This is a genomic window from Shewanella sp. (assembly GCF_013214165.1).
Taxonomy (GTDB): Bacteria; Pseudomonadota; Gammaproteobacteria; order Enterobacterales; family Shewanellaceae; genus Shewanella.
Genome location: NZ_JABSSM010000047.1, coordinates 16,163 through 33,924, shown reverse-complemented (window position 1 = coordinate 33,924; position 17,762 = coordinate 16,163). Strand labels below are relative to the sequence as shown.

The following is a 17,762-nucleotide window of genomic DNA, read 5'->3' as shown; positions in this document are numbered from 1 at the left end:
CCAGTGCTACAACATCGGCATCAGGGCTTATTGTGCCACTCAATTCAATATTCTGCTGAACTTGAGTCTTGTCAGACTCTTGAGAAATTGAGCTACAGGAAGCAAGAATAGCCAAGGAGAAAATGCCCAATACAGTGGGCATAAATGAGATGAAACGGGTTAAGGAGAGAGATCTTCTCATAAATCACCAAAACAACATAAACAGCACGAAATATTAACAGCACTTTCGTCTGACTTACAGTGAAAACACAATCTTTACTCTGTTAACCTAGATTGTTCTGGCGTAAACCTCATAAAAATATGATGTTATCAATCATCACAAACTAAACAGTGACTTACGCGCGTTCAATGATAATAAACCGTCTTTGTTGCAGGTTATTTATTCAGCCACTGCTGATAAATCAACAGCAGGACTGACGCCGACCAGCTAAAGTTAGTGCAATGCAGTCCATCGCCTGTCAGTGGGTCGTAGTTTTCCCTGATTGGTGCCTGAGAAAGAATACCATCACCTTGCTCTACCAAGCGTTTAGCCAAGGTTTCAGCCTCGCTGTGATAACCATATTTTTCCAGCCCAAGCAGGCCAAACAGGGCTTGGTCTAACCACACGGGTCCACGCCAATACTGAGTCGCGGCAAAATTAGGGCTATCGGCACTCACGGTAGGAAATGGGATTTTAGTCGAAAACTGCTTATCGGTGAGCTGACGTTTAACCATGATTTTCGCTTGTTCCTCAGTCGCCGCACCGGCCCAGAGGGGCAGCCAGCCTTCGACTCCCTTACCTGCACCGATCAATAAATGACTCTCCTTACCATCGAAGCGAATATCGTAGAAGAAGCCAGTCTGCTCATCGAACATCTGCGTTTGGATCTGAGTTTTAAGCTTATCGGCCTGTGCCGCCCATTCACTAGCTTGCTTATCTAAATGCTGCAGCTTTGCCATCTTCGCCAAGATCATCTTCTCAGCAAACAGATAAGCATTGAGGTCGACTGACTCCTGAGACAAGGAGTAGCCAATCACCTCACCTTGTTTATTACGATTCTCCAATACCTGCACACTGCCATCGTCATCGAATCTAGGGGCGTTATCCATTCCCGACTCCCAAGCAGCCGCCTCGATAATAGCCTCGCGGTTTAGCTGACCATTCTGAAGGTGAGCCGGATGCAAGTTGGCGCCATATTCCGCCAAGCCATTACCATTATGATCTCGGTTGCGATACCACCATGAATGATAAGCCACCAGCTTGGGATACATCAGCTTGACGAAACTAAGATCTTGGCTCTGCTGATATATTTCCCACACGGCCCAAGCCGCGAGCGGTGGCTTACCGTTGCGCTCATTCCAATTACCGCCTTCGCCATCTCTGGCAGGATCTCGGTTATAAAAAATGGCATCGGGCAAGTTACCCGCATCTTGGGGTCGCACCTTATCTTGAGCGGTAAACTGATAGTCAAACATAGACAGCACATTCGATTTAGCCAGCTCAGGATCGAAATAAGACAGGGCTACCGCCTGCTTCCAACTGTCCCAGGCCCAGACACCATTAAACCATTTGTACGTGATCGAAGGCGTGACCGCATCATGTTTGATTGCTCCTGCCGGACTGCGCCAGTTATGCAACAGGGTCACCATGCTCTTAGCGGCTAACTTACGAAACTCAGGTTTACCCTGCTCTATGCCCTTAGTTAGCCTCTGCTGCCATAGCCGTTGGTTCTCTGCCAGTAATAGCTTCTGCTTAGCCCAGTCGATGTCGCCATGATCCAGCCGCTCCTGCTGAGTATGGAAGTAACGCTGTACACTCAACACCTCGAGACTCTGGCCCGCCTTCACAGATAACGCCTCCGTTTTGGCGCTATAGCCATGGCTCTGAGTCAGGATGATCTCGGTCTTGGGGCTAAACCAAAGCTCAAAACTCGCGTCGGCTAGCTGTATGTTCCAAGTATCCATTATAGGATTAAGCTGCCAGGCGACGCCGTTGCTCCAGCTATCGACTCGTTTAATTAACTTGTACTGGCCTAATTTAGGATGGGATTGAAACGGGGTACCGGACCAGGTTAGCCGCCATTGCTGATCTTCTCCTGAGTGGTTGACGAGTGTCGTCGTCACCACAGAAGTGCGGTTATCACTATAGTTAAGAGACAATGACACTGAGATGTTAGGCCAGTCGAACTCCTGATACAGACCATGGGGCTGACTATAAATACGACTCTGCTCTGCCCGGCTAAAATCAAGCACTTGCCCTGTATTCAGCTCCTCCAATGCCAATTTCTGCATGCTATCACTCAAGTGCAAGCTGTACTCTTGGGCGATAAACAGTGGACCGGTGAAACTGCCGTAATAGCTTGGGGTATCGGGCAGATGAAAGCCATGCCAAGCCCCTTTATCTACATAGGTTGCACCAATCTTTAGATTACCTTGCTCATCTCGATCCTCCATGGACACTGGCGTGCCTTGATAGGGTAGAAGATCACGATATTCGACCGAATCGAGCGCCGATAGACTGGATACACATAAGAGAAGACAAGCAAGCATGAAAACCTATCCCAAATTAAACAGCTTTATAAAGCCGCCAACAATTGAATACAATATGCGGAGTATGTGACTAACAAGGTCTCGATGCAAGTTCAAAAGATAGGAGGCTATAAGTCGTCGAGGAACATCTGCAATCATCACCAGTACCTAGGTTCGACCTCAGTCAGGCCTGATGTAAATTTTAGGCGCTGTTGTAGGTCTATGTTGACTATAGTTAATCAGTGAAGCTAACTGATTCAACCCCTTTTTGATGCAAAATCACAGTGTCCACATTGCTATTCAAGTCAGTTCAACAAATGGGGCAAGGCAGGCGGAATACAAAGGTACCGCTGCAATGACTGCAGTAAAACGTTTAACAATAAGACTAAAACCCCGCTAGCCAGGCTGCATAATAGTCACATTTGGCAAGAGTATGCTCACTGTATGCAGTTAAAGTTAGCCCTGAGACAGGCTGCAAAAATATGTGACATTAATCTTAAAACAGCCTTTTTATGGAGGCATAGATTTTTAATGGCTCAGGCTGGTAAAAATGATGACAAACTATCGGGCATTATCGAAGTTGATGAATTCTTTCTTGCCTACTCAGAAAAAGGTGACAAAACGCTTATTTCAGCGCAAAAAGCCAGAAAGCGAGGTGGTGATATTGATAAAAGGACCAAGGAAGGACAGGTTGCAGTTCTTTTATCGATAGATCGCAGTAAGCATATGATCACTCCGATTTTATCTGCAGATACGTCTGCTGAAATAGCGGCTAATTTTGCTAACAACAAAACTGTCAATGGTGCAATCGCTCTCTTTAAGAGCTGGGTTAATGGCCAAATGAGAGGAGTGACGACAAAGTATTTATCGCATTATCTCGCTTGGTTTAAAGAAAGTAACGCAAAGCTAGATAAGCGCCGAATATTGATCGCAGCATATGGAGGACAACAGTGTTATGGAACATAGCCACATTTTAATAGAACGAGTACTTTAGCAGCCTGAAAAATCAGCTCCACTGTGAAAGATTGTCATACCCGAGGTAAATAATGCTGGCTTATCTGCTTATTTTCCAGAAGCTGGTATACTATCTCGTCGTTTTCCAAGGTCCCAGTAAAACAAATCATGCTCTATCTAATAGCCAGCTGTATCGCACTACTACTAGGTCCTATCTTCTATCGGTTCTTCTCGACAGAACACGGGCTACAAAAAGGCCTGGACGGATTTATATTCGTTTCCCTAGGCGGACTTGTGCTGCTACATATTTTACCTGAGCTACTGGAGCATGGCGGCTTTCTGGCGATAATCTTCGTCATCATAGGAATGTGGGGGCCGACAGCCAGTGAGAAGCTATTTCATCGTTACTCTGAGGTTACCCATAACCTCACTCTCTTCTTAGGCGTAGGCGGATTACTGCTGCACACCATGACAGACGGCGGTGCCATGGTGCTTGCCCAGCAGGACGATGTCTCTATTTTACTCGCCTTGGGCATCATATTACATCGCCTACCTGTGGGCCTCGCCATCTGGTGGCTGGTAAAACCTCAAATAGGCAGCCGTTGGGCCATGGCAGTTTTAGTCGGTATGATGCTGCTAACTGGCGTAGGTTATTTCGCCGGAGAACAGATGCTGACTCAACTCAGCCTGGATAATACCGTATATCTACAGGCCTTCGTGACGGGCTCTATCCTACATGTGGTTTTACATCAACCCCATGGCCATCACTCGCCAGATGAAGCCAGTAACGGCAATCAGGCAAAATATGAGTATCAGGCGGGGATAGGTAGCTTACTCGGCATAGGATTACTGTTTCTACTCTTGATGATTGATTCTGGTGGACAAGAGCACCACCAACATGACCATAGCACCGAACAAATCGTCGACTGGATGATGACCCTGGGACCTGTGCTCTTACTCAGTTATGCGCTCGCCGGTCTCAGGTTTAAGCTAGGTTTGTCGCCTCAGAGTAGCCATTTGGGCAAACGTTGGTTACAACGACTCGCGGGGCCCGAGGCCCTGATCATCACGGCTTTCTTGCTTGGCCCCCTGATCGCATTATTCCAGTTAATCAGCTTATTGGTTATCGGCGCCCTGCTTACGTTTAGCCGGATAGAGCCAACGGATCCCCACCTTTCGATCCCCGAATCTCCTCTGCGTTTTGGCTTCGCACATATAGTAGACAGAAGCGCGCCTTGGGTATTACTCAGCTTAGTCTTGGCTAACCTGATTGGTCATCCTTCGGTACCATTAGAGGACCCGATTATTCAGGTGGCAGTACTTATGGTGCTCTTCTTGCCGATGCGATTCTGTAACTTAGGCGGTGCGGTTTTAGCACTGTCTTTGGCTTACAGTGGCTGGAGTATCCCAGCAGTTATGTTGGCCTTGGTGGCTGCACCTATCTTCAACTTGGCCCAACTCAAGTTGATGAGCTGGACACAGAGATCTGCGGTCATAGGACTCATCATAGCCATCTTAGCCATAACGTCACTGATCCAGCCTAAATGGGGCATGATGATGACTATTCCAGAGCCGTTAAGCATGATATCTCTAATAGTCCTAGCCTGCTTATTTGCCGCGAGCCTGCTACGTCTGGGCCCGAGAAAGTTTATGGCCCGCATCATGCTCTTAAAATCAAAGGCTCATAGCCATGATCATGGACATAAGCATTAAATTAGAGAGCCTAGGTCCTAGGTCCTAGGCTATTCCTCGTGACTCGCCACTTTCTTTGCCCTTCCCTCGCTAAAAGCTGCAAATAAATCCGCTGATTGTCTGTGCTTCTCTTGAAATGAATGTATTTCATCACAGGCCCACAGAGCAGACACACTTCTGGCCGCCGGAAAATGAGGTCTTGGCTGGTAAAGATCTGCAGGCGGGGGGCACCTGGCTTGGCATCAATAAACGAGGCGAATTAGTGCTTAAGACGCTCGGATCTCAAGCTCCCATCACCAGCAGTTGGTTGCGTGAGCACAGCAGCCACTACAATCCTTTCAACCTTATCTTTGGCGATGTCAGAGACAGGCATAGGCTTAGAGTGGGAAAGACTAGTCTCATCTATCTATATTAAGCATGAGCAATACGGCACCCGCTCGACCAGTATTCTACTGCAGGATAACTCGGGAACGACTCGCTTCGTCGAGGTGAGGTATGACGGTAAAGGCCGCAACCTAGGACGGCAGCAGTTCATAGTAAATGGCACCAAATACTAAGAAACTAAAATGGGGATCCCGTCCCAAAGTAAGATTTTCATACCTGAAATAAGGCTAATCTGACGTGTGATCATGGGTGATAACCCAACGATCATCTATCTTCTCCACCAGCAGGGTGAACACACCGTTAGGCTTGTCTTTGGCTCGGGTTAGCTCCCAACGTCCCACCACTATGGCGGCATAGTTACTCAACATCTTGGTATCATTGATGGTGAACTTCAGTTGGCCTAGGGTCGCCTTATCCGGATAATTTTGCTTATAAGCCGCCAATGTTTCAGCCCAACCATAGCGAAATTTCTTACCAGAAACGAAACGCATCTTGTCGTTATTCCAATAGCCTTGCATGTAGCCATCGAGATCACCTCGGTTCCATGCAGCCTCCTGCTCAGACAATATATGCGCAATATCATCGGTCGGCACCGCCGAGGCGCTAAATGCCATTAGCATTAGTAGAGTCGTAAGTCCTTTTTTAAACATGGTTTTTTCCATAAATACGAGATAGGCTATAGTATATATGAACTCAATGAGTTAAGTCATAAAGTCAGTGGCTAATTTGTTGGGGCTCCGATTGATTAACAGGGTTATTTGTCTTTAGCTATGTTGCAGACTTTTTGTAAGTTCATCTTAAAATTATCGGGCTGGAAAATTTCCGGCTCACTGCCTATGGACCATCAATTTATCGCAATTCTTGGCCCTCACACCAGTAATTGGGACTTCATCGTCGGCTTATTAGCCCGCGGAGCATTGGCTGCTAAGGTTAATTTTCTCGGGAAAAATCAGCTTTTTATTCCGCCATGGGGCTGGTTTTTTAAGGCCATCGGCGGAACACCGGTAGATAGGAGTAAATCCAATAACTTGGTAGACGCTGTGGTCCAACTCTACCAATCAAATCCTAACTTCTCACTGGCATTGGCACCGGAAGGGACTCGCAGCCCGGTAAAACGCTGGAAGACCGGCTTCTACCATATAGCCAGTAAGGCCGGCGTTCCCATAGTTACCGTAGGATTAGACTTCGGCACTAAGACTGTGATTATCCCTGAGGGTGTACCGACCACGGATGATATGCAGCAAGATATGGATAAGATAATCGGCTTCTTTCGCTCCCTCAAGGGGCGCCACCCTAAGGTGATCCCAGATTTTACCCGAGAGAAATAAGGCCAAGAGGAGATGATTAATTTTATCTCCTGCAAGCATGCTATTGCGGATCTCGCTCTTTAAACTGTTTAGCAATCTGTTTATTGAGTACCTGCAGCTGCACATCTATGCTCGCATCTATGATGCCGACCTCTGTTTCTAATATACAGCCGCCATTCTTCAGACGAGCATCGGCGACCACATCCACATAGCCCACCTCGGGAAATGCCGCTAAGACTTCACTCACCCGCTCTTTGACTCGAGCAACCTGCTCAGGATTGACATGCAATATCACCTGTTTCTGATTACTCACCAGCTGCAGTGCCTCTCTCACGACTGCCAGTGTCACCTCCACATCATCGAAGCCTTGGAGGATTTTACCCACGCAAGACAAGACAGCCTGAGTAAGGGTCTTCTCCGATGAGATATAATAGCGATTACACTGAGCCACAGTATCGACGATCACTTCGGCGCACGCTTGCTTAGCCTGTAACTGACCATCTTCATAGCCACGTAACTTCTCTTGCTGATAGACGGACTCGGCATCGTTAATGATCTGTGCAGCCTTGGCTTGTGCCGCTTGGATTAGATGCTCAGACTCCAGAAAATGCATATAGTCTACTGACTTAAGAATTTTCTGACCCGGCACTAAATTAAGGTTGTCGGTATCTACTTTAACAAATGAAAGCATTGTGGAATAACTCGCTTAGATATTTTCTTAATTAGTTGGTATGCCAACAGCCTATCTGCAATTTTGACATCATGAGTCGAAGTAAAGAAAGCATTCAGTTCATAGGGAAGCTTAAGCTTCAAGCCTTTAATCGAATCCAGCTGGCTTGGCTCCAATAAAGCGGCGACGAACCTGATACCACAGGCTTCGAAATGATTAACAGGTATGGATTCAGGCAAGGCTTTAGCCCATCCATCAGGCCAATTTGATAGCAAAAACAGAGCCTGGTGCATGCAAAACTGATAGCCAGCTTCCCCCATTCTCCTCAACAGCTGCTGTCGAGGTGATCTCAGGATCACTTGTTTGCACGATTGGCGGTGAAGACTGACTCCAATATAATGCAGCAGCAATCTCAATTCTTCAGTGGGCAACAAGGCGATGAAACGCACAGGATGAGAAAACTCGGCCACAAGCAGGGGATCTAACCCGGCGGCAGCCAAGAACCATTCATTTAATCTGGGATTATTCCGCCAGTCTGGTAACTTGGATATATGCTCGGCATGGGAAATATGTTCAAGCCAACTCTCATCGATATAACTTAGCGGCCGAAACAGGTATCGGTGCAGACACGCTTCATAATCCAGATTGACCGTGCCATCCCCTTGCATCACTAGCGACCGCTCAGCTTCTGGCTCCAAAAATATGTCGCCAGGTTGGTCCCGATTAACATAATGATGAAGCAGACGATAAAACCGATGAAACGGTTCTCTGATGATGCCGTCATCTTGATAGAGAGAATATGGACCATTTTTTGCTGATTGGATATCAAGCGACTCTGGCGTGCCGGGACTAAGACGACGCTGATACGATCGTAATTAAGCCCTTCGACACTATTATTCACCAACAATTTTATCTGCGGCACCAAGGACTCTATTTCTATATCTGGGGCGTGCTTGATAAATACCGATGCCGAAGAATTGATCTCTCGGTTTCGTCCCCGTGTTCTCTTTTCTTCGGGCTTGACGATATGAACTCTGGCCGTGATCACGCCATCTATTTGGGACAAGGTCGAAGAGATCTCCTGCGACTTGGCAAACATTAAACGAGCACGCTCTTCCAGGGGAGAGGAAATCAGCCCCTCGTCGGGGAATATATCTTCTAGGCTGACAAATTTATCTTTGGGGTAGCCTTGGCTCTTCAAGGTCGCTAGGGCTAACGAGAGTTGCGACTCCTCGACCATTAACTTCACCTTATCCTCACTATCGGGTAATTTTTGTGTGCTAACCCCAGCAATCAATAAGATGGCTAACATCTCATTACCCTCTTTCTGGGATAACCCCTTGTAGAGTTCGGTTTGGCAAGCCGTTAGCATGATAATGCCGCTCAACAGCACTATTTTGAACATTCTATTTATCATCTTTACTGCGCTTTCATCAAGGTTTCAATATTTTGACTCATCTTACCCGCCGTCTTGGCAATCAGCTCTTCTTGCATGGTGATCCGGGTCAAGGCCCACTGAATTTCCATCAAGGCGGCAGGATCGTCGACCCCTGAACTCATGGCTGTGTGTAAACTTTCCGTTGCGCCGGATAACTGCTGCTTCATCTCGACGATCTGATCTAACACAGATTCACCTAAGCCATTGTCGACATTCGATTGCATCGCCTGCTCAAACTCGGCAACGGCACCATGTTCGGCAATTTGTGAATCTTGTAACTGCTCGATGCTGGTATTTAGCACCTGAGTGAAATTAGCTTCAATCATAAATAGTCTCCTAAAATATGTCTGGACGTATCGTGTTAGTCATCATGTTGCGCAATATGCTATTGAACTGGATCAGATGACCTAATTCCCCTCGAATGAGGTCGACCAAGGGCCCATTTTCAGGATCGTTTTTTAACTGAGCCCAGGCTTGCCAAAGCGCCGTTTCACGACGGGAGCAGAGACGAAATTCTGACTTCAACTCGGCTTTCAGCTCCTCACTCGAGGAGGGAGGCGATGCCTTCAAGCGGCTAATGAAATCGACACTAACCAGGGCTTGTAGACGTTCACTCAACACGGCTTCATTGCCGGCTCTAGCCTGATTTAACGCGGACCATAGCGCCTGATTGGCCATGACCTTATCATCACCAAATGCCTGCTGTAACGCCCCTGATATCTGCGCTGTCGTAGGATTAATCAGCGCCGATATTCCCTTATAGAAAGCATCAAAATCAGCATTAACGCCGGGCTTCACATCGGCCGCCTTAGCGGCTTTTTTTACCTCGTCCTTAACAGGATCATTCAAGGCTTGCTCCAACCTAAGTTGATCGTCTCTGTTTACGGCACGAGTAGTGAGTTCCACACCATGCAGAGCCCGGCTCGGGCCCGAATTAAGCTCAATCACTAGGGTGCCTGATAACGAGTTGCAAATGCCTGCAGGCAGCTCGAACTAGACTGAGCCGCTTTGGCCAACCAAAAATCCAGCTTAGTCGCTAAACCCAGCTCGTCGGCGCACAGGACGATAAAACAGATCAGATCCTGATGCTCACTTGCCAGAGGTTCAAGCAGCTCAAGTGCCGCCTGATACTGGCCACGATTCATCAGACTCAATGAACGTATGCTGGCAACAATCTCAGTGAACGCACTATCCGCAGACAGAGATGCGGCTATGCTTTCGGCCTGTGAGTGTTGATGCTGACCTATGGCTATCATGGCTAACTCACCCAATAGTCTCTTAGTTTCAATCTTCATAGGAAACCTTCTACACTTTTTGCAAGATGCTCATCATCACATCTTTAATCGACTTAACGACCGTCGAACGTATGTTGTACATCACAGACCAGCTGTTGATCGCATGCTGTAACTCGGCCAGTTTAGCCGGATCATCGGCTCCCTCACCCGAGACACCACCAATTTTCTCCTTCACATTCTTATTAGCCGAAGCTAAAGCCACATCAATGCTCGTCACTACCGCATTGAGATCCAGCTTTGCATCTTTACCTACATCGGCTATTCCACCAACACCCGCCATAATATTCCCCTGTATTTACTTTTTATTTAGATTGAATTTGGTCTAACACCTGATTAGCGGCATCGAGAGCCGCTAAATCTTTGCATAGCTGTGTATACTCTTCGGGTCGACAACCCGCGTTCATCAAACGCTTAGTCTGGCTAGACGTGTCCTGAAAATTTTGTCGAATATCCTGTATCTCTTTATCCGCATCATTTGCGCGCAAGCGCGCCTCCAATGCCGTCATACTGACTGGCGACTCTGTCATTTATACCTCCAAAATTAATGGTGATTTGTTGTTCTCCTTTGGCGATATCTATGCCAAATTCAGAGATTTTCATAATAAGGTAGCCCGCAGGTGTACGTGTACCTTGGGTGTAACGATTGTTATCGGCGAGCACCACATAGGGCACGACACCAAAATTAGCAGCCCTTACGATAAAATCGATATTTGCCCCCTTGCTTACCTTAGGGATCGACTTGAGTACCAGATAAGGCTTATCGCCAAATTTATCTCTAAAATCGCGAGCTACCTGATAGAAGCTGGTACTTTCCACCTCGTTAAGCTCCCCCCTGGCCTCGATCCTGTCTGCGGATTTAACCAGCTGCAACTTGGCGAGTAGGTTCACGGCTCTCAACATCTCTTTGAGCTCATCCAGATAGGCGCCGGCTCTTTTTAGTTCAACTTTCCATGCCAATAAACCCGGAATATCACTCTCGATAATCTTCTCGACCTGACTCCAGCGACTGGCATCATCGATATAGCCGGTCAATAGAATAGTACCTGCCGAGTCGCCATTTTTGACCTGCACCTGCTGGTAACCTAGATTACCCAGAATGAACTTCACCCCACGACGTATGGTATCCATCGCCCTCAGGTTACTCTTATAATTAATCCCCAGAGAATCTATCTCGTTAAGCAATTGAACTCTTTGAATATTAGTTTCGACGTAGCCTTCCAACTCCACCTGATTGGCTAAGCCGTTCCACTCGACTCTAACATCGCCGAGCCGTAAGGTTTCCAGTGCATTACGGACCAAGACGATAGGTTCAGCCTCGGTAATTTGTGCGCTCTTATCGTTACTAGCCTCTTGCATCTGGATCACTAAAAATGTGCATGGGATCAGGCTCAGCAATAGACCGATCAATACCGACCTTCGCCATGAACTTGCCGATTGATTATCCACACCTTGCTTAGCCTCACTGGTGTGAGGAACCAAGGCTTGCCCCAATTCATCTTCCTGCCAGCCAACCATGAAGCATAGGCCGCCGAGCCTGACCGAATCTCCCCGGGCCAAGACCAAACTTGAATTAGCTTGTTTCTGCTCATTATTAATGAAGATCTGACAGTCTTGGGCAAGCTCAATTAAGGTGATCGCCTCGGCAACGACTAGGGTCACATGTTTGGCATAAATATCCCTGTCCGACAACACGATATCGGCATCTTGCTCATCGCTACCGATAATGAACTCACCGATACTGAGAGGCAATTCGACCTGGGCATGGCTTCCAGATAGCAGCTTAATTTTCCATTGGGTCATCTGGTTCACCTATTCAGTTGGTAAAAAACAGCTAAGATCCGCTTCATCACACTCACTAGGCACGATTCTGGCTCCCATCTCACCCGTGGGCAGTTTACAGTCCTGACGGCGTGAACTCATGCCGTCGATGAGTAGGCCTTGCTGTTGTTGGATCGCCTCCTCTGTTGTTTGACAGCGATAAAGACGCAAGGCGGAACGAAAGCTTTGATTAAGATTTGAGATGTCTTCGATCCCCACCATCTGGCCGCGTAAATCTTGGTTATTGCCCACCACGATATTATTGCCCAGGCCATGAGTGATGATTCTGGGCTCTACGATGAATAAGCGTACCGTTCGTCTCTTAGTGTTGGCTTGCGAACGAAATAGTTGGCCCACCCAAGGTATATCACCCAGCAAGGGGATTTTACGAAGTCTCTGAGTGATTTCATCACGGTACACGCCACCTATGAGTAGGCTCTGACCTTGCTTTACCGTGGCTAAGGTGCTCATCTCTGTTTTACGGGTCGAGGGCACTCCGTTGATGGCGCCGTCGGGAATTTGAGAACCGTCTTCAATCTGCAGGCTCAAGCTGATGTCTGGCCTGGCAGCATTCCTATCGCCCACGATCCTGGGGGTAACCTTAAATACCATCCCCGATGTCACTTTTTCCAAAGACTGAGTCTGCTCACCGATCAATTGGATGTAGAAGGTCTCGCTGGTACTCAATACCGCTTGTACATTCTCCTGTGTCAGCAGAGTAGGCCTAGACACGATCTGACCGCTGCCTTCTTGCTGTAGCAGATTCACTTGAGCCAGCAGGTAGTTCAGATTGGTTTTATCCAATACAGAGCTAAAATCCAAGCCATTGCCCAGGGTGGTATTACCGGTAATATCGCCTGTGGTATTGATATCTATGACTCGGTTATCACCGGCCTCAATGCCGACTGTCCAGTCGACGCCAATTTGTTCGAGTTCGTTGACACTGATATCTATGATCGACAATCCAATTTCAATTTGTCGTTGAGGCCTATCCAGCTGTTGGATCAGGCGACGATAAAGCGGCAACCTGGAGCGGGCATCACGAATAATAATCGCATTTAACCCAGGCTCGGCCTGCACTTTAGCCCCATTACGAAAACCGCTCGACACTTGAGACTTAGCTTCTTTCTCGGCCTCTTCTCCGTCTTGACTCACTATGTTGGCATCGACGCCCGATAGGATATTTTCTAATATGCTGGCCACACCGGGCACGACGATCTCTTGGTCACGATAACTGATACTCCGGTCCGTGGCAGAGGCATACTTAAGAGGGATTATCTCGATATAGAAATCATCATTCTTAGCCACTTGCCGACGTTCATGCTTCTCTAAGACCTCGGCAACCTGGGTCACTAGCTGCACATATCTGGGCGGCCCGGCGAGGTAAACACTGCCTTTACCGGTTATCGCTCTCCAGCCGAACCTTTCTTCCCAGATCCCGGTAGACTCTAAGGTGTCCCTTAGGTCCTCAACCCGCACCTGATCCAACTGAATCAACTTAGACTGAGTCTCCACCGCCTTATAAACATATAAGACGGCGCCATCGTAATACCAGGTCAGGTTGTACAGGCTGGCTAAGTAATTCAAGAAGGCTTCTGGATCATCCGGCGAGAATCGACCACTGATCTGCTCTGAGACTTGCCCGCTGACTGCCGCTGAGACACCATAATTAGTCGCAAAGTTAGTGATGACATCCCGTAATGAATCATTATTGGCGTAATATTTAAAATCACGATCCACCCAGTCCAATGGCTGTGCCAAAACGGTCATAGACAGCAGGCTAAAGCCGATGACCCACAAGGCTCGTGAGTAACTCGCGAGCTTAGTCCACTTCATCAAGGTAACCACACTCGATTATGGCCCGAACTCGCTAAGGTATGCTGCTGCATTAGTGCTTGATATCTCTCGGCTATATCCACTTGATGATTAACCATAGTGATAAAAGTAGCGGGTAAGACGTCCGCCGAGGCGCGCTGAACCAGGGTCAAACGTTTCATCTCATTGATTGCCAGCACTGATGCATGGGATCGCACATTGACTAGCGCCTGCTGCATGACTTTTTCCAGTGCATTTTCCTGTTGGTAATTCAAACCTTGGGACAGGTCACAGTTAAGATCGCTCTCAATGATCAGCCAATCATGACTCAGATAAAATTCGACTGAAACATCATCGAAGCTGAGGCTATAACGTCCATCAGAATCGGCGACGAAGGCCTCTTGATTCAAGTCTTCACTCAAGGCAAGCAGTAGAGCGGTTAATTTTGCTTCTAGCTTCATCGGTTCACTAACTTCCATTGGGGACTGATCGGGTAACGGTTAGATCTATCCACCTCAAAAAGGGTATTGGATGGCATCGAATTAGCGTTTATCAACCATTGACCTAAGCTGGCGTGATCCGTTTCCAGGCCTAAAGCCAGATCATTTATCCTATTCAACACACTCGTTATCTCTGGTAAACCTGAGGATAAATCGGCTAGGCAAGAGGACAATGATTGCGGGCTAACGCCTTGTGAAATCAGCTCCTTGAGATTAAAAAGTTGACTATCCACAACCTGCTTTCTATAAACGTTCTGTGCTTGGATGGAAGGCCTGAGTCGTGACAATTGCAACTCACACAGATCTAGCCCGTTACACGCTTCACTCACATGAGCCTCTAAATAGGCTTTATTGACATCATTGACCACTAAGCCGCGCCAAAACTTTACTTTAGTCTCTAGCTGAGATTTCAAGATCAATAGCGCCTGATACTCGCCGGACAATTCCTCATCATGGCGTTCATTCTGCTTCAATAACCAAGACTCGAAAGATTGGCATACCAGCTTAGCTAACATCTCGATATTTCCGAGATTAAACCTAGGCAGTAAACCAGCATTAATTTCGGCTAAGAGCTCGTGCATCTGGCGTTTCTGGCTCAGTCTGAAAATATCGGCACTGATTTGCAGGAATATTTTTAAATCACTCTTAGTAAGAGAGATACCAAAGGCGACATAGGCGTCAACATAGTCACTGGCCAAGATGCAATCGAGAATACGCCGCTGGATGACGCGTTTTAGCAAGAGTAGCTGCTGCTCACTCATCACCCCATTCTCGACCAATTTCTTGTGGCTTACATTGACGACAGATGAGGCCAAAGACAAGTTAGCCATAGAGCCGGATGCATCATCCGTCACTAAACTAATTTTTCGTCCTGTAAATTTTGACTTATTCATCGATTTCCATGTCATTACACAGCCTCAGATAGTATTCATGATCAATTTTATCGTCGTTATCCGTTTCAGACTTACAAAAAACGTCTGAAAATTTTAGTCTGAAGACAAACTCAGCTTTGAACGCACCTTACTCGGGGTTATCCCGAAGCGGCGGCGATAACTCTGAGTAAAATAGGACTGGCTGGAAAATCCAGCCTCGATAGCAATATCGACGATGCGCGTTTCACTGCTCAACAAGAGGTTATAGGCATATAACAAGCGTCGCTCGGTGATCCATGCTCGAGGAGACACCCCAAAGACTTCATGGAATAACTCTTTAAACGTGGTCAGGCTAGCGCCGAACTCTCTCGCATATTCACTCAGCTTCCACTCTTTGAGGTAATGCTTTTCCATAAATGCATTCAGACGATCCGAAGAGCGGTTAGCCTGCTGACGCAACAAGCGGCATAACTCTCCGCCGGAGCTGGAATGTACTATCAGTAACAAGAGCTCCTCGAGTTTTAGCTTGTACAAGATGCCCGGCAACTTAAATTCGATCACCGCAAACAGTCCATCCAGCGTCTGCTTCACGAGTTCATTAATTGATAACTTAGCGATAACTCTCGATAGTTGGCCAACAGCAACAAAAGAGGCGAGCATTTCAGCATGACGCTGAACGAATGATGTAAGAAAATCTGTATCAAAAAATACAGAAATCGTCTCAATTTTTCCCGCGTTAGCATCGGAAAAGTATTCAAACAGATATTCACCACGACGTATGAAACCCGCTTCACCGGCTTGAATGGTCAAGGTTTCATCTGCAGATTGAATAGTGATAGATCCCACTTGGACATACAGTAAAACATCGTCTTGAATCGTTTTAACTTCTGATCTACCAGAAGTAATACCATCACACACCAGACTCGTATTTATTTGTAAGTCACCTTGAGAAACAAGTTCGATTGGATTCCCCATAACACCTTTTACAGCTTCTGTATTTTTTCGACATGCATAACATGGGCGAAGTATAAGTTTACTCAACATGTGTTGAGTGTATTTTTCGGGTATTTTACTTTGTTATTTTTATACTTTTCGCAGGTTGATATTTAACCGGCCCAAATACGAAGCGAAGCATTCTAGACTTATATTTAATAAAAAAGAAGACAATAATTCACACATCAAACAAATTTTAAATATATTTTTAACCTAATCCGTTTAAAAATATAGTGTTACACACTAATAAATAAATATTTAGCAAAGACTTATCACCAAACCACCATCCGGAGCAACAAGTAGGATCGAAAAGGCTTATTATCATTAACATTCAGGTAAAATTAGTTGATTAAAAATTATTTTAACGCGATCGAATAAATCAAAAATCATTTACAAATCGGCATTTTGTATAATATATTTAAATAACAGTAAATTTTACGATCAGAAATATTCACTTATTCTCACTAAATTAGACTGGCAATGATTGATGTCATTTAAAGAACAAACAATATAAAAAAGCCATACAACACAGTCGTTAGCCACATAAAACCATTAGTACAAGGGAAAAAAATAGAAAGATTAACACCAAAAACAAAACAATCTTAGATAACTTAGAGGGGTTTTAAAAATCAGAGAGGAATTTATAATCAATTTAATTGAATATAAAGACAGATGAAACACAATCAAGTTTATATCAAGATTAAACTTTCTAGGTGAAATATTAATAAAGCTAGATATTAATTTCACTAAGCAGATTTAAACGTCAAAAAAATAACTAACAAGGTGAAGATAACAGGCATTAATTATATATGTACCCAAGTACTAGCTCCACCTCAGGTTCAATATTTATTTTTTAACGATATAACACTTCAGGTTTCAAGAAAAAAAGTTCTAACATAGGAAAATAGATGTCAACCCTGCAAAATTAAATATGAGAATGCCAGACTCCCGCTTCACATTTCCTGCAATAGATAGATTAATATTCATCCAAGATTAAATCTAACTCGCTAGTACCTAAGCGATAGAGATAATCTGAACTGGCAAGCCCCTTGAGTCTGCCATTAAACTCTAACTTAGCCTCAAGCAACATGGGCCCCTGGCCCGATTGAATCGGTGCCACGGCAAAGAAGTAACGAACCGGCAGATGACTATTCTGGTAAACCTGTTTAGCGACAACAAATTGCTGTCCCTCATATTTCATATATAGGCTGACAGTCAACTTAGATGTATGAGCGGGGACATGATGCGCGACCGAGACCCAACCGCTCACAATGGCCCCCGTTGCTGAATTTTTGTCTACTCGATTCGCCGTAGTAATAGGTTGTAACACTCGGGTCACACTCACCTCGACGCAGGCACTAAGCAGGCTGGCACCAATGAGTGCCATGGATATCGGTGTAAACTTCATTATTCCCTTAGCCATTAGCATCTATCTATCGCTTTGAGGGATGGTAACACGCGGCATGCGAGCTAATAGCCCAAGAGCAGCATCACGACCGCCAGCTAAAAAATCACA

At 46.1% G+C, this 17,762-nt stretch carries 19 protein-coding genes and 2 pseudogenes; 4 read left to right on the top strand and 17 right to left on the bottom strand.

Annotation, left to right across the window (positions count from 1 at the left end):
• A partial coding sequence (locus tag HRU42_RS13845; protein WP_295031913.1) for a hypothetical protein occupies window positions 1-181 on the bottom strand: 181 nt, incomplete at its 3' end.
• Between the two features lie 194 nt (window positions 182-375).
• A complete protein-coding gene (locus HRU42_RS13840; protein WP_295031912.1) occupies window positions 376-2,529 on the bottom strand; it encodes a trehalase family glycosidase in 2,154 nt (717 codons plus the stop codon).
• Between the two features lie 231 nt (window positions 2,530-2,760).
• Between HRU42_RS13840 and HRU42_RS13835 the strand changes: the two are divergent.
• The 3 genes and pseudogenes from HRU42_RS13835 to HRU42_RS13825 form a co-directional block, all read left to right on the top strand.
• A pseudogene (locus HRU42_RS13835) lies at window positions 2,761-3,474 on the top strand (IS1595 family transposase); the annotation flags it as partial.
• Window positions 3,475-3,630: 156 nt separating this feature from the next.
• Entirely contained in the window at window positions 3,631-5,175 is a 1,545-nt protein-coding gene (locus HRU42_RS13830) for a metal transporter (protein WP_295031911.1), read from the top strand.
• 115 nt (window positions 5,176-5,290) lie between these two features.
• Window positions 5,291-5,711 (top strand): annotated as a pseudogene (locus HRU42_RS13825) (NRDE family protein).
• Between the two features lie 54 nt (window positions 5,712-5,765).
• On the opposite strand, the gene HRU42_RS13820 reads toward HRU42_RS13825, so the two are convergent.
• Complete coding sequence (locus tag HRU42_RS13820; protein ID WP_295031910.1) at window positions 5,766-6,188, bottom strand: DUF4440 domain-containing protein; 423 nt, start codon at window positions 6,186-6,188, stop codon at window positions 5,766-5,768.
• Window positions 6,189-6,308: 120 nt separating this feature from the next.
• Between HRU42_RS13820 and HRU42_RS13815 the strand changes: the two genes are divergently transcribed.
• Window positions 6,309-6,866 carry a lysophospholipid acyltransferase family protein gene (locus HRU42_RS13815; protein WP_295031909.1) on the top strand — a complete coding sequence of 186 codons (558 nt, stop codon included), beginning with the start codon at window positions 6,309-6,311 and terminating at the stop codon, window positions 6,864-6,866.
• A 40-nt stretch (window positions 6,867-6,906) separates the two neighbouring features.
• Here HRU42_RS13815 and HRU42_RS13810 read toward each other — a convergent pair whose 3' ends face one another.
• The 14 genes from HRU42_RS13810 to HRU42_RS13745 form a co-directional block, all read right to left on the bottom strand.
• Window positions 6,907-7,536, bottom strand: coding sequence for an HrpE/YscL family type III secretion apparatus protein (locus tag HRU42_RS13810; protein WP_295031908.1), 630 nt, complete (start codon window positions 7,534-7,536; stop codon window positions 6,907-6,909).
• On the bottom strand, window positions 7,515-8,213 hold the full coding sequence (locus tag HRU42_RS13805) for a SctK family type III secretion system sorting platform protein (RefSeq protein ID WP_295031907.1): 699 nt from the start codon (window positions 8,211-8,213) through the stop codon (window positions 7,515-7,517). Before HRU42_RS13805 ends, HRU42_RS13810 begins: the two co-directional genes overlap by 22 nt.
• Window positions 8,186-8,920: a type III secretion system inner membrane ring lipoprotein SctJ gene (gene sctJ, locus HRU42_RS13800; RefSeq protein WP_295031906.1), complete on the bottom strand. Its 735-nt coding sequence runs from the start codon at window positions 8,918-8,920 to the stop codon at window positions 8,186-8,188. Before sctJ ends, HRU42_RS13805 begins: the two co-directional genes overlap by 28 nt.
• A gap of 14 nt (window positions 8,921-8,934) precedes the next feature.
• Window positions 8,935-9,279: a type III secretion system inner rod subunit SctI gene (gene sctI, locus HRU42_RS13795; protein WP_295031905.1), complete on the bottom strand. Its 345-nt coding sequence runs from the start codon at window positions 9,277-9,279 to the stop codon at window positions 8,935-8,937.
• A gap of 10 nt (window positions 9,280-9,289) precedes the next feature.
• Window positions 9,290-9,901, bottom strand: a complete 612-nt coding sequence (locus tag HRU42_RS13790) for a YopR/YscH family type III secretion effector (protein WP_295031904.1) — start codon at window positions 9,899-9,901, stop codon at window positions 9,290-9,292.
• Window positions 9,901-10,248: a YscG family type III secretion protein gene (locus HRU42_RS13785; RefSeq protein ID WP_295031903.1), complete on the bottom strand. Its 348-nt coding sequence runs from the start codon at window positions 10,246-10,248 to the stop codon at window positions 9,901-9,903. The genes HRU42_RS13790 and HRU42_RS13785 overlap by 1 nt, the downstream gene beginning before the upstream one ends.
• Before the next feature lie 10 nt (window positions 10,249-10,258).
• A complete protein-coding gene (gene sctF, locus HRU42_RS13780) occupies window positions 10,259-10,528 on the bottom strand; it encodes a type III secretion system needle filament subunit SctF (RefSeq protein ID WP_295031902.1) in 270 nt (89 codons plus the stop codon).
• A gap of 22 nt (window positions 10,529-10,550) precedes the next feature.
• Window positions 10,551-10,733 (bottom strand): EscE/YscE/SsaE family type III secretion system needle protein co-chaperone, encoded by a 183-nt coding sequence (locus HRU42_RS13775; RefSeq protein WP_295031901.1) that lies wholly within the window; start codon window positions 10,731-10,733, stop codon window positions 10,551-10,553.
• Window positions 10,720-12,048, bottom strand: coding sequence for a type III secretion system inner membrane ring subunit SctD (sctD, locus tag HRU42_RS13770; RefSeq protein ID WP_295031900.1), 1,329 nt, complete (start codon window positions 12,046-12,048; stop codon window positions 10,720-10,722). The genes HRU42_RS13775 and sctD overlap by 14 nt, the downstream gene beginning before the upstream one ends.
• Window positions 12,049-12,057: 9 nt before the next feature.
• Window positions 12,058-13,902, bottom strand: a complete 1,845-nt coding sequence (gene sctC / locus HRU42_RS13765; RefSeq protein WP_295031899.1) for a type III secretion system outer membrane ring subunit SctC — start codon at window positions 13,900-13,902, stop codon at window positions 12,058-12,060.
• The gene (locus HRU42_RS13760) at window positions 13,902-14,342 is read right to left on the bottom strand and encodes a CesT family type III secretion system chaperone (protein WP_295031898.1); all 441 of its coding nucleotides are present in this window, start codon (window positions 14,340-14,342) and stop codon (window positions 13,902-13,904) included. Before HRU42_RS13760 ends, sctC begins: the two co-directional genes overlap by 1 nt.
• On the bottom strand, window positions 14,339-15,274 hold the full coding sequence (locus HRU42_RS13755; protein WP_295031897.1) for a T3SS regulon anti-activator ExsD domain-containing protein: 936 nt from the start codon (window positions 15,272-15,274) through the stop codon (window positions 14,339-14,341). The genes HRU42_RS13760 and HRU42_RS13755 overlap by 4 nt, the downstream gene beginning before the upstream one ends.
• A 93-nt stretch (window positions 15,275-15,367) precedes the next feature.
• Window positions 15,368-16,228 (bottom strand): helix-turn-helix transcriptional regulator, encoded by an 861-nt coding sequence (locus HRU42_RS13750; protein WP_295031896.1) that lies wholly within the window; start codon window positions 16,226-16,228, stop codon window positions 15,368-15,370.
• A gap of 994 nt (window positions 16,229-17,222) precedes the next feature.
• Window positions 17,223-17,669, bottom strand: coding sequence for a YscW family type III secretion system pilotin (locus tag HRU42_RS13745; protein ID WP_295031895.1), 447 nt, complete (start codon window positions 17,667-17,669; stop codon window positions 17,223-17,225).
• Window positions 17,670-17,762: the final 93 nt, after the last annotated feature.

What these genes read in the sequence shown, in the direction of transcription:
- sctD (WP_295031900.1), bottom strand. Translation starts at nt 12,048, where the DNA reads ATGACCCAATGGAAAATTAAGCTGCTATCTGGAAGCCATGCCCAGGTC.
- sctC (WP_295031899.1), bottom strand. Translation starts at nt 13,902, where the DNA reads ATGAAGTGGACTAAGCTCGCGAGTTACTCACGAGCCTTGTGGGTCATC.
- sctI (WP_295031905.1), bottom strand. Translation starts at nt 9,279, where the DNA reads ATGATTGAAGCTAATTTCACTCAGGTGCTAAATACCAGCATCGAGCAG.
- HRU42_RS13755 (WP_295031897.1), bottom strand. Translation starts at nt 15,274, where the DNA reads ATGAATAAGTCAAAATTTACAGGACGAAAAATTAGTTTAGTGACGGAT.
- HRU42_RS13820 (WP_295031910.1), bottom strand. Translation starts at nt 6,188, where the DNA reads ATGTTTAAAAAAGGACTTACGACTCTACTAATGCTAATGGCATTTAGC.
- sctJ (WP_295031906.1), bottom strand. Translation starts at nt 8,920, where the DNA reads ATGTTCAAAATAGTGCTGTTGAGCGGCATTATCATGCTAACGGCTTGC.
- HRU42_RS13745 (WP_295031895.1), bottom strand. Translation starts at nt 17,669, where the DNA reads ATGGCTAAGGGAATAATGAAGTTTACACCGATATCCATGGCACTCATT.
- HRU42_RS13815 (WP_295031909.1), top strand. Translation starts at nt 6,309, where the DNA reads ATGTTGCAGACTTTTTGTAAGTTCATCTTAAAATTATCGGGCTGGAAA.
- HRU42_RS13840 (WP_295031912.1), bottom strand. Translation starts at nt 2,529, where the DNA reads ATGCTTGCTTGTCTTCTCTTATGTGTATCCAGTCTATCGGCGCTCGAT.
- HRU42_RS13750 (WP_295031896.1), bottom strand. Translation starts at nt 16,228, where the DNA reads ATGGGGAATCCAATCGAACTTGTTTCTCAAGGTGACTTACAAATAAAT.
- HRU42_RS13830 (WP_295031911.1), top strand. Translation starts at nt 3,631, where the DNA reads ATGCTCTATCTAATAGCCAGCTGTATCGCACTACTACTAGGTCCTATC.
- HRU42_RS13810 (WP_295031908.1), bottom strand. Translation starts at nt 7,536, where the DNA reads ATGCTTTCATTTGTTAAAGTAGATACCGACAACCTTAATTTAGTGCCG.
- HRU42_RS13785 (WP_295031903.1), bottom strand. Translation starts at nt 10,248, where the DNA reads ATGAAGATTGAAACTAAGAGACTATTGGGTGAGTTAGCCATGATAGCC.
- HRU42_RS13760 (WP_295031898.1), bottom strand. Translation starts at nt 14,342, where the DNA reads ATGAAGCTAGAAGCAAAATTAACCGCTCTACTGCTTGCCTTGAGTGAA.
- sctF (WP_295031902.1), bottom strand. Translation starts at nt 10,528, where the DNA reads ATGGCGGGTGTTGGTGGAATAGCCGATGTAGGTAAAGATGCAAAGCTG.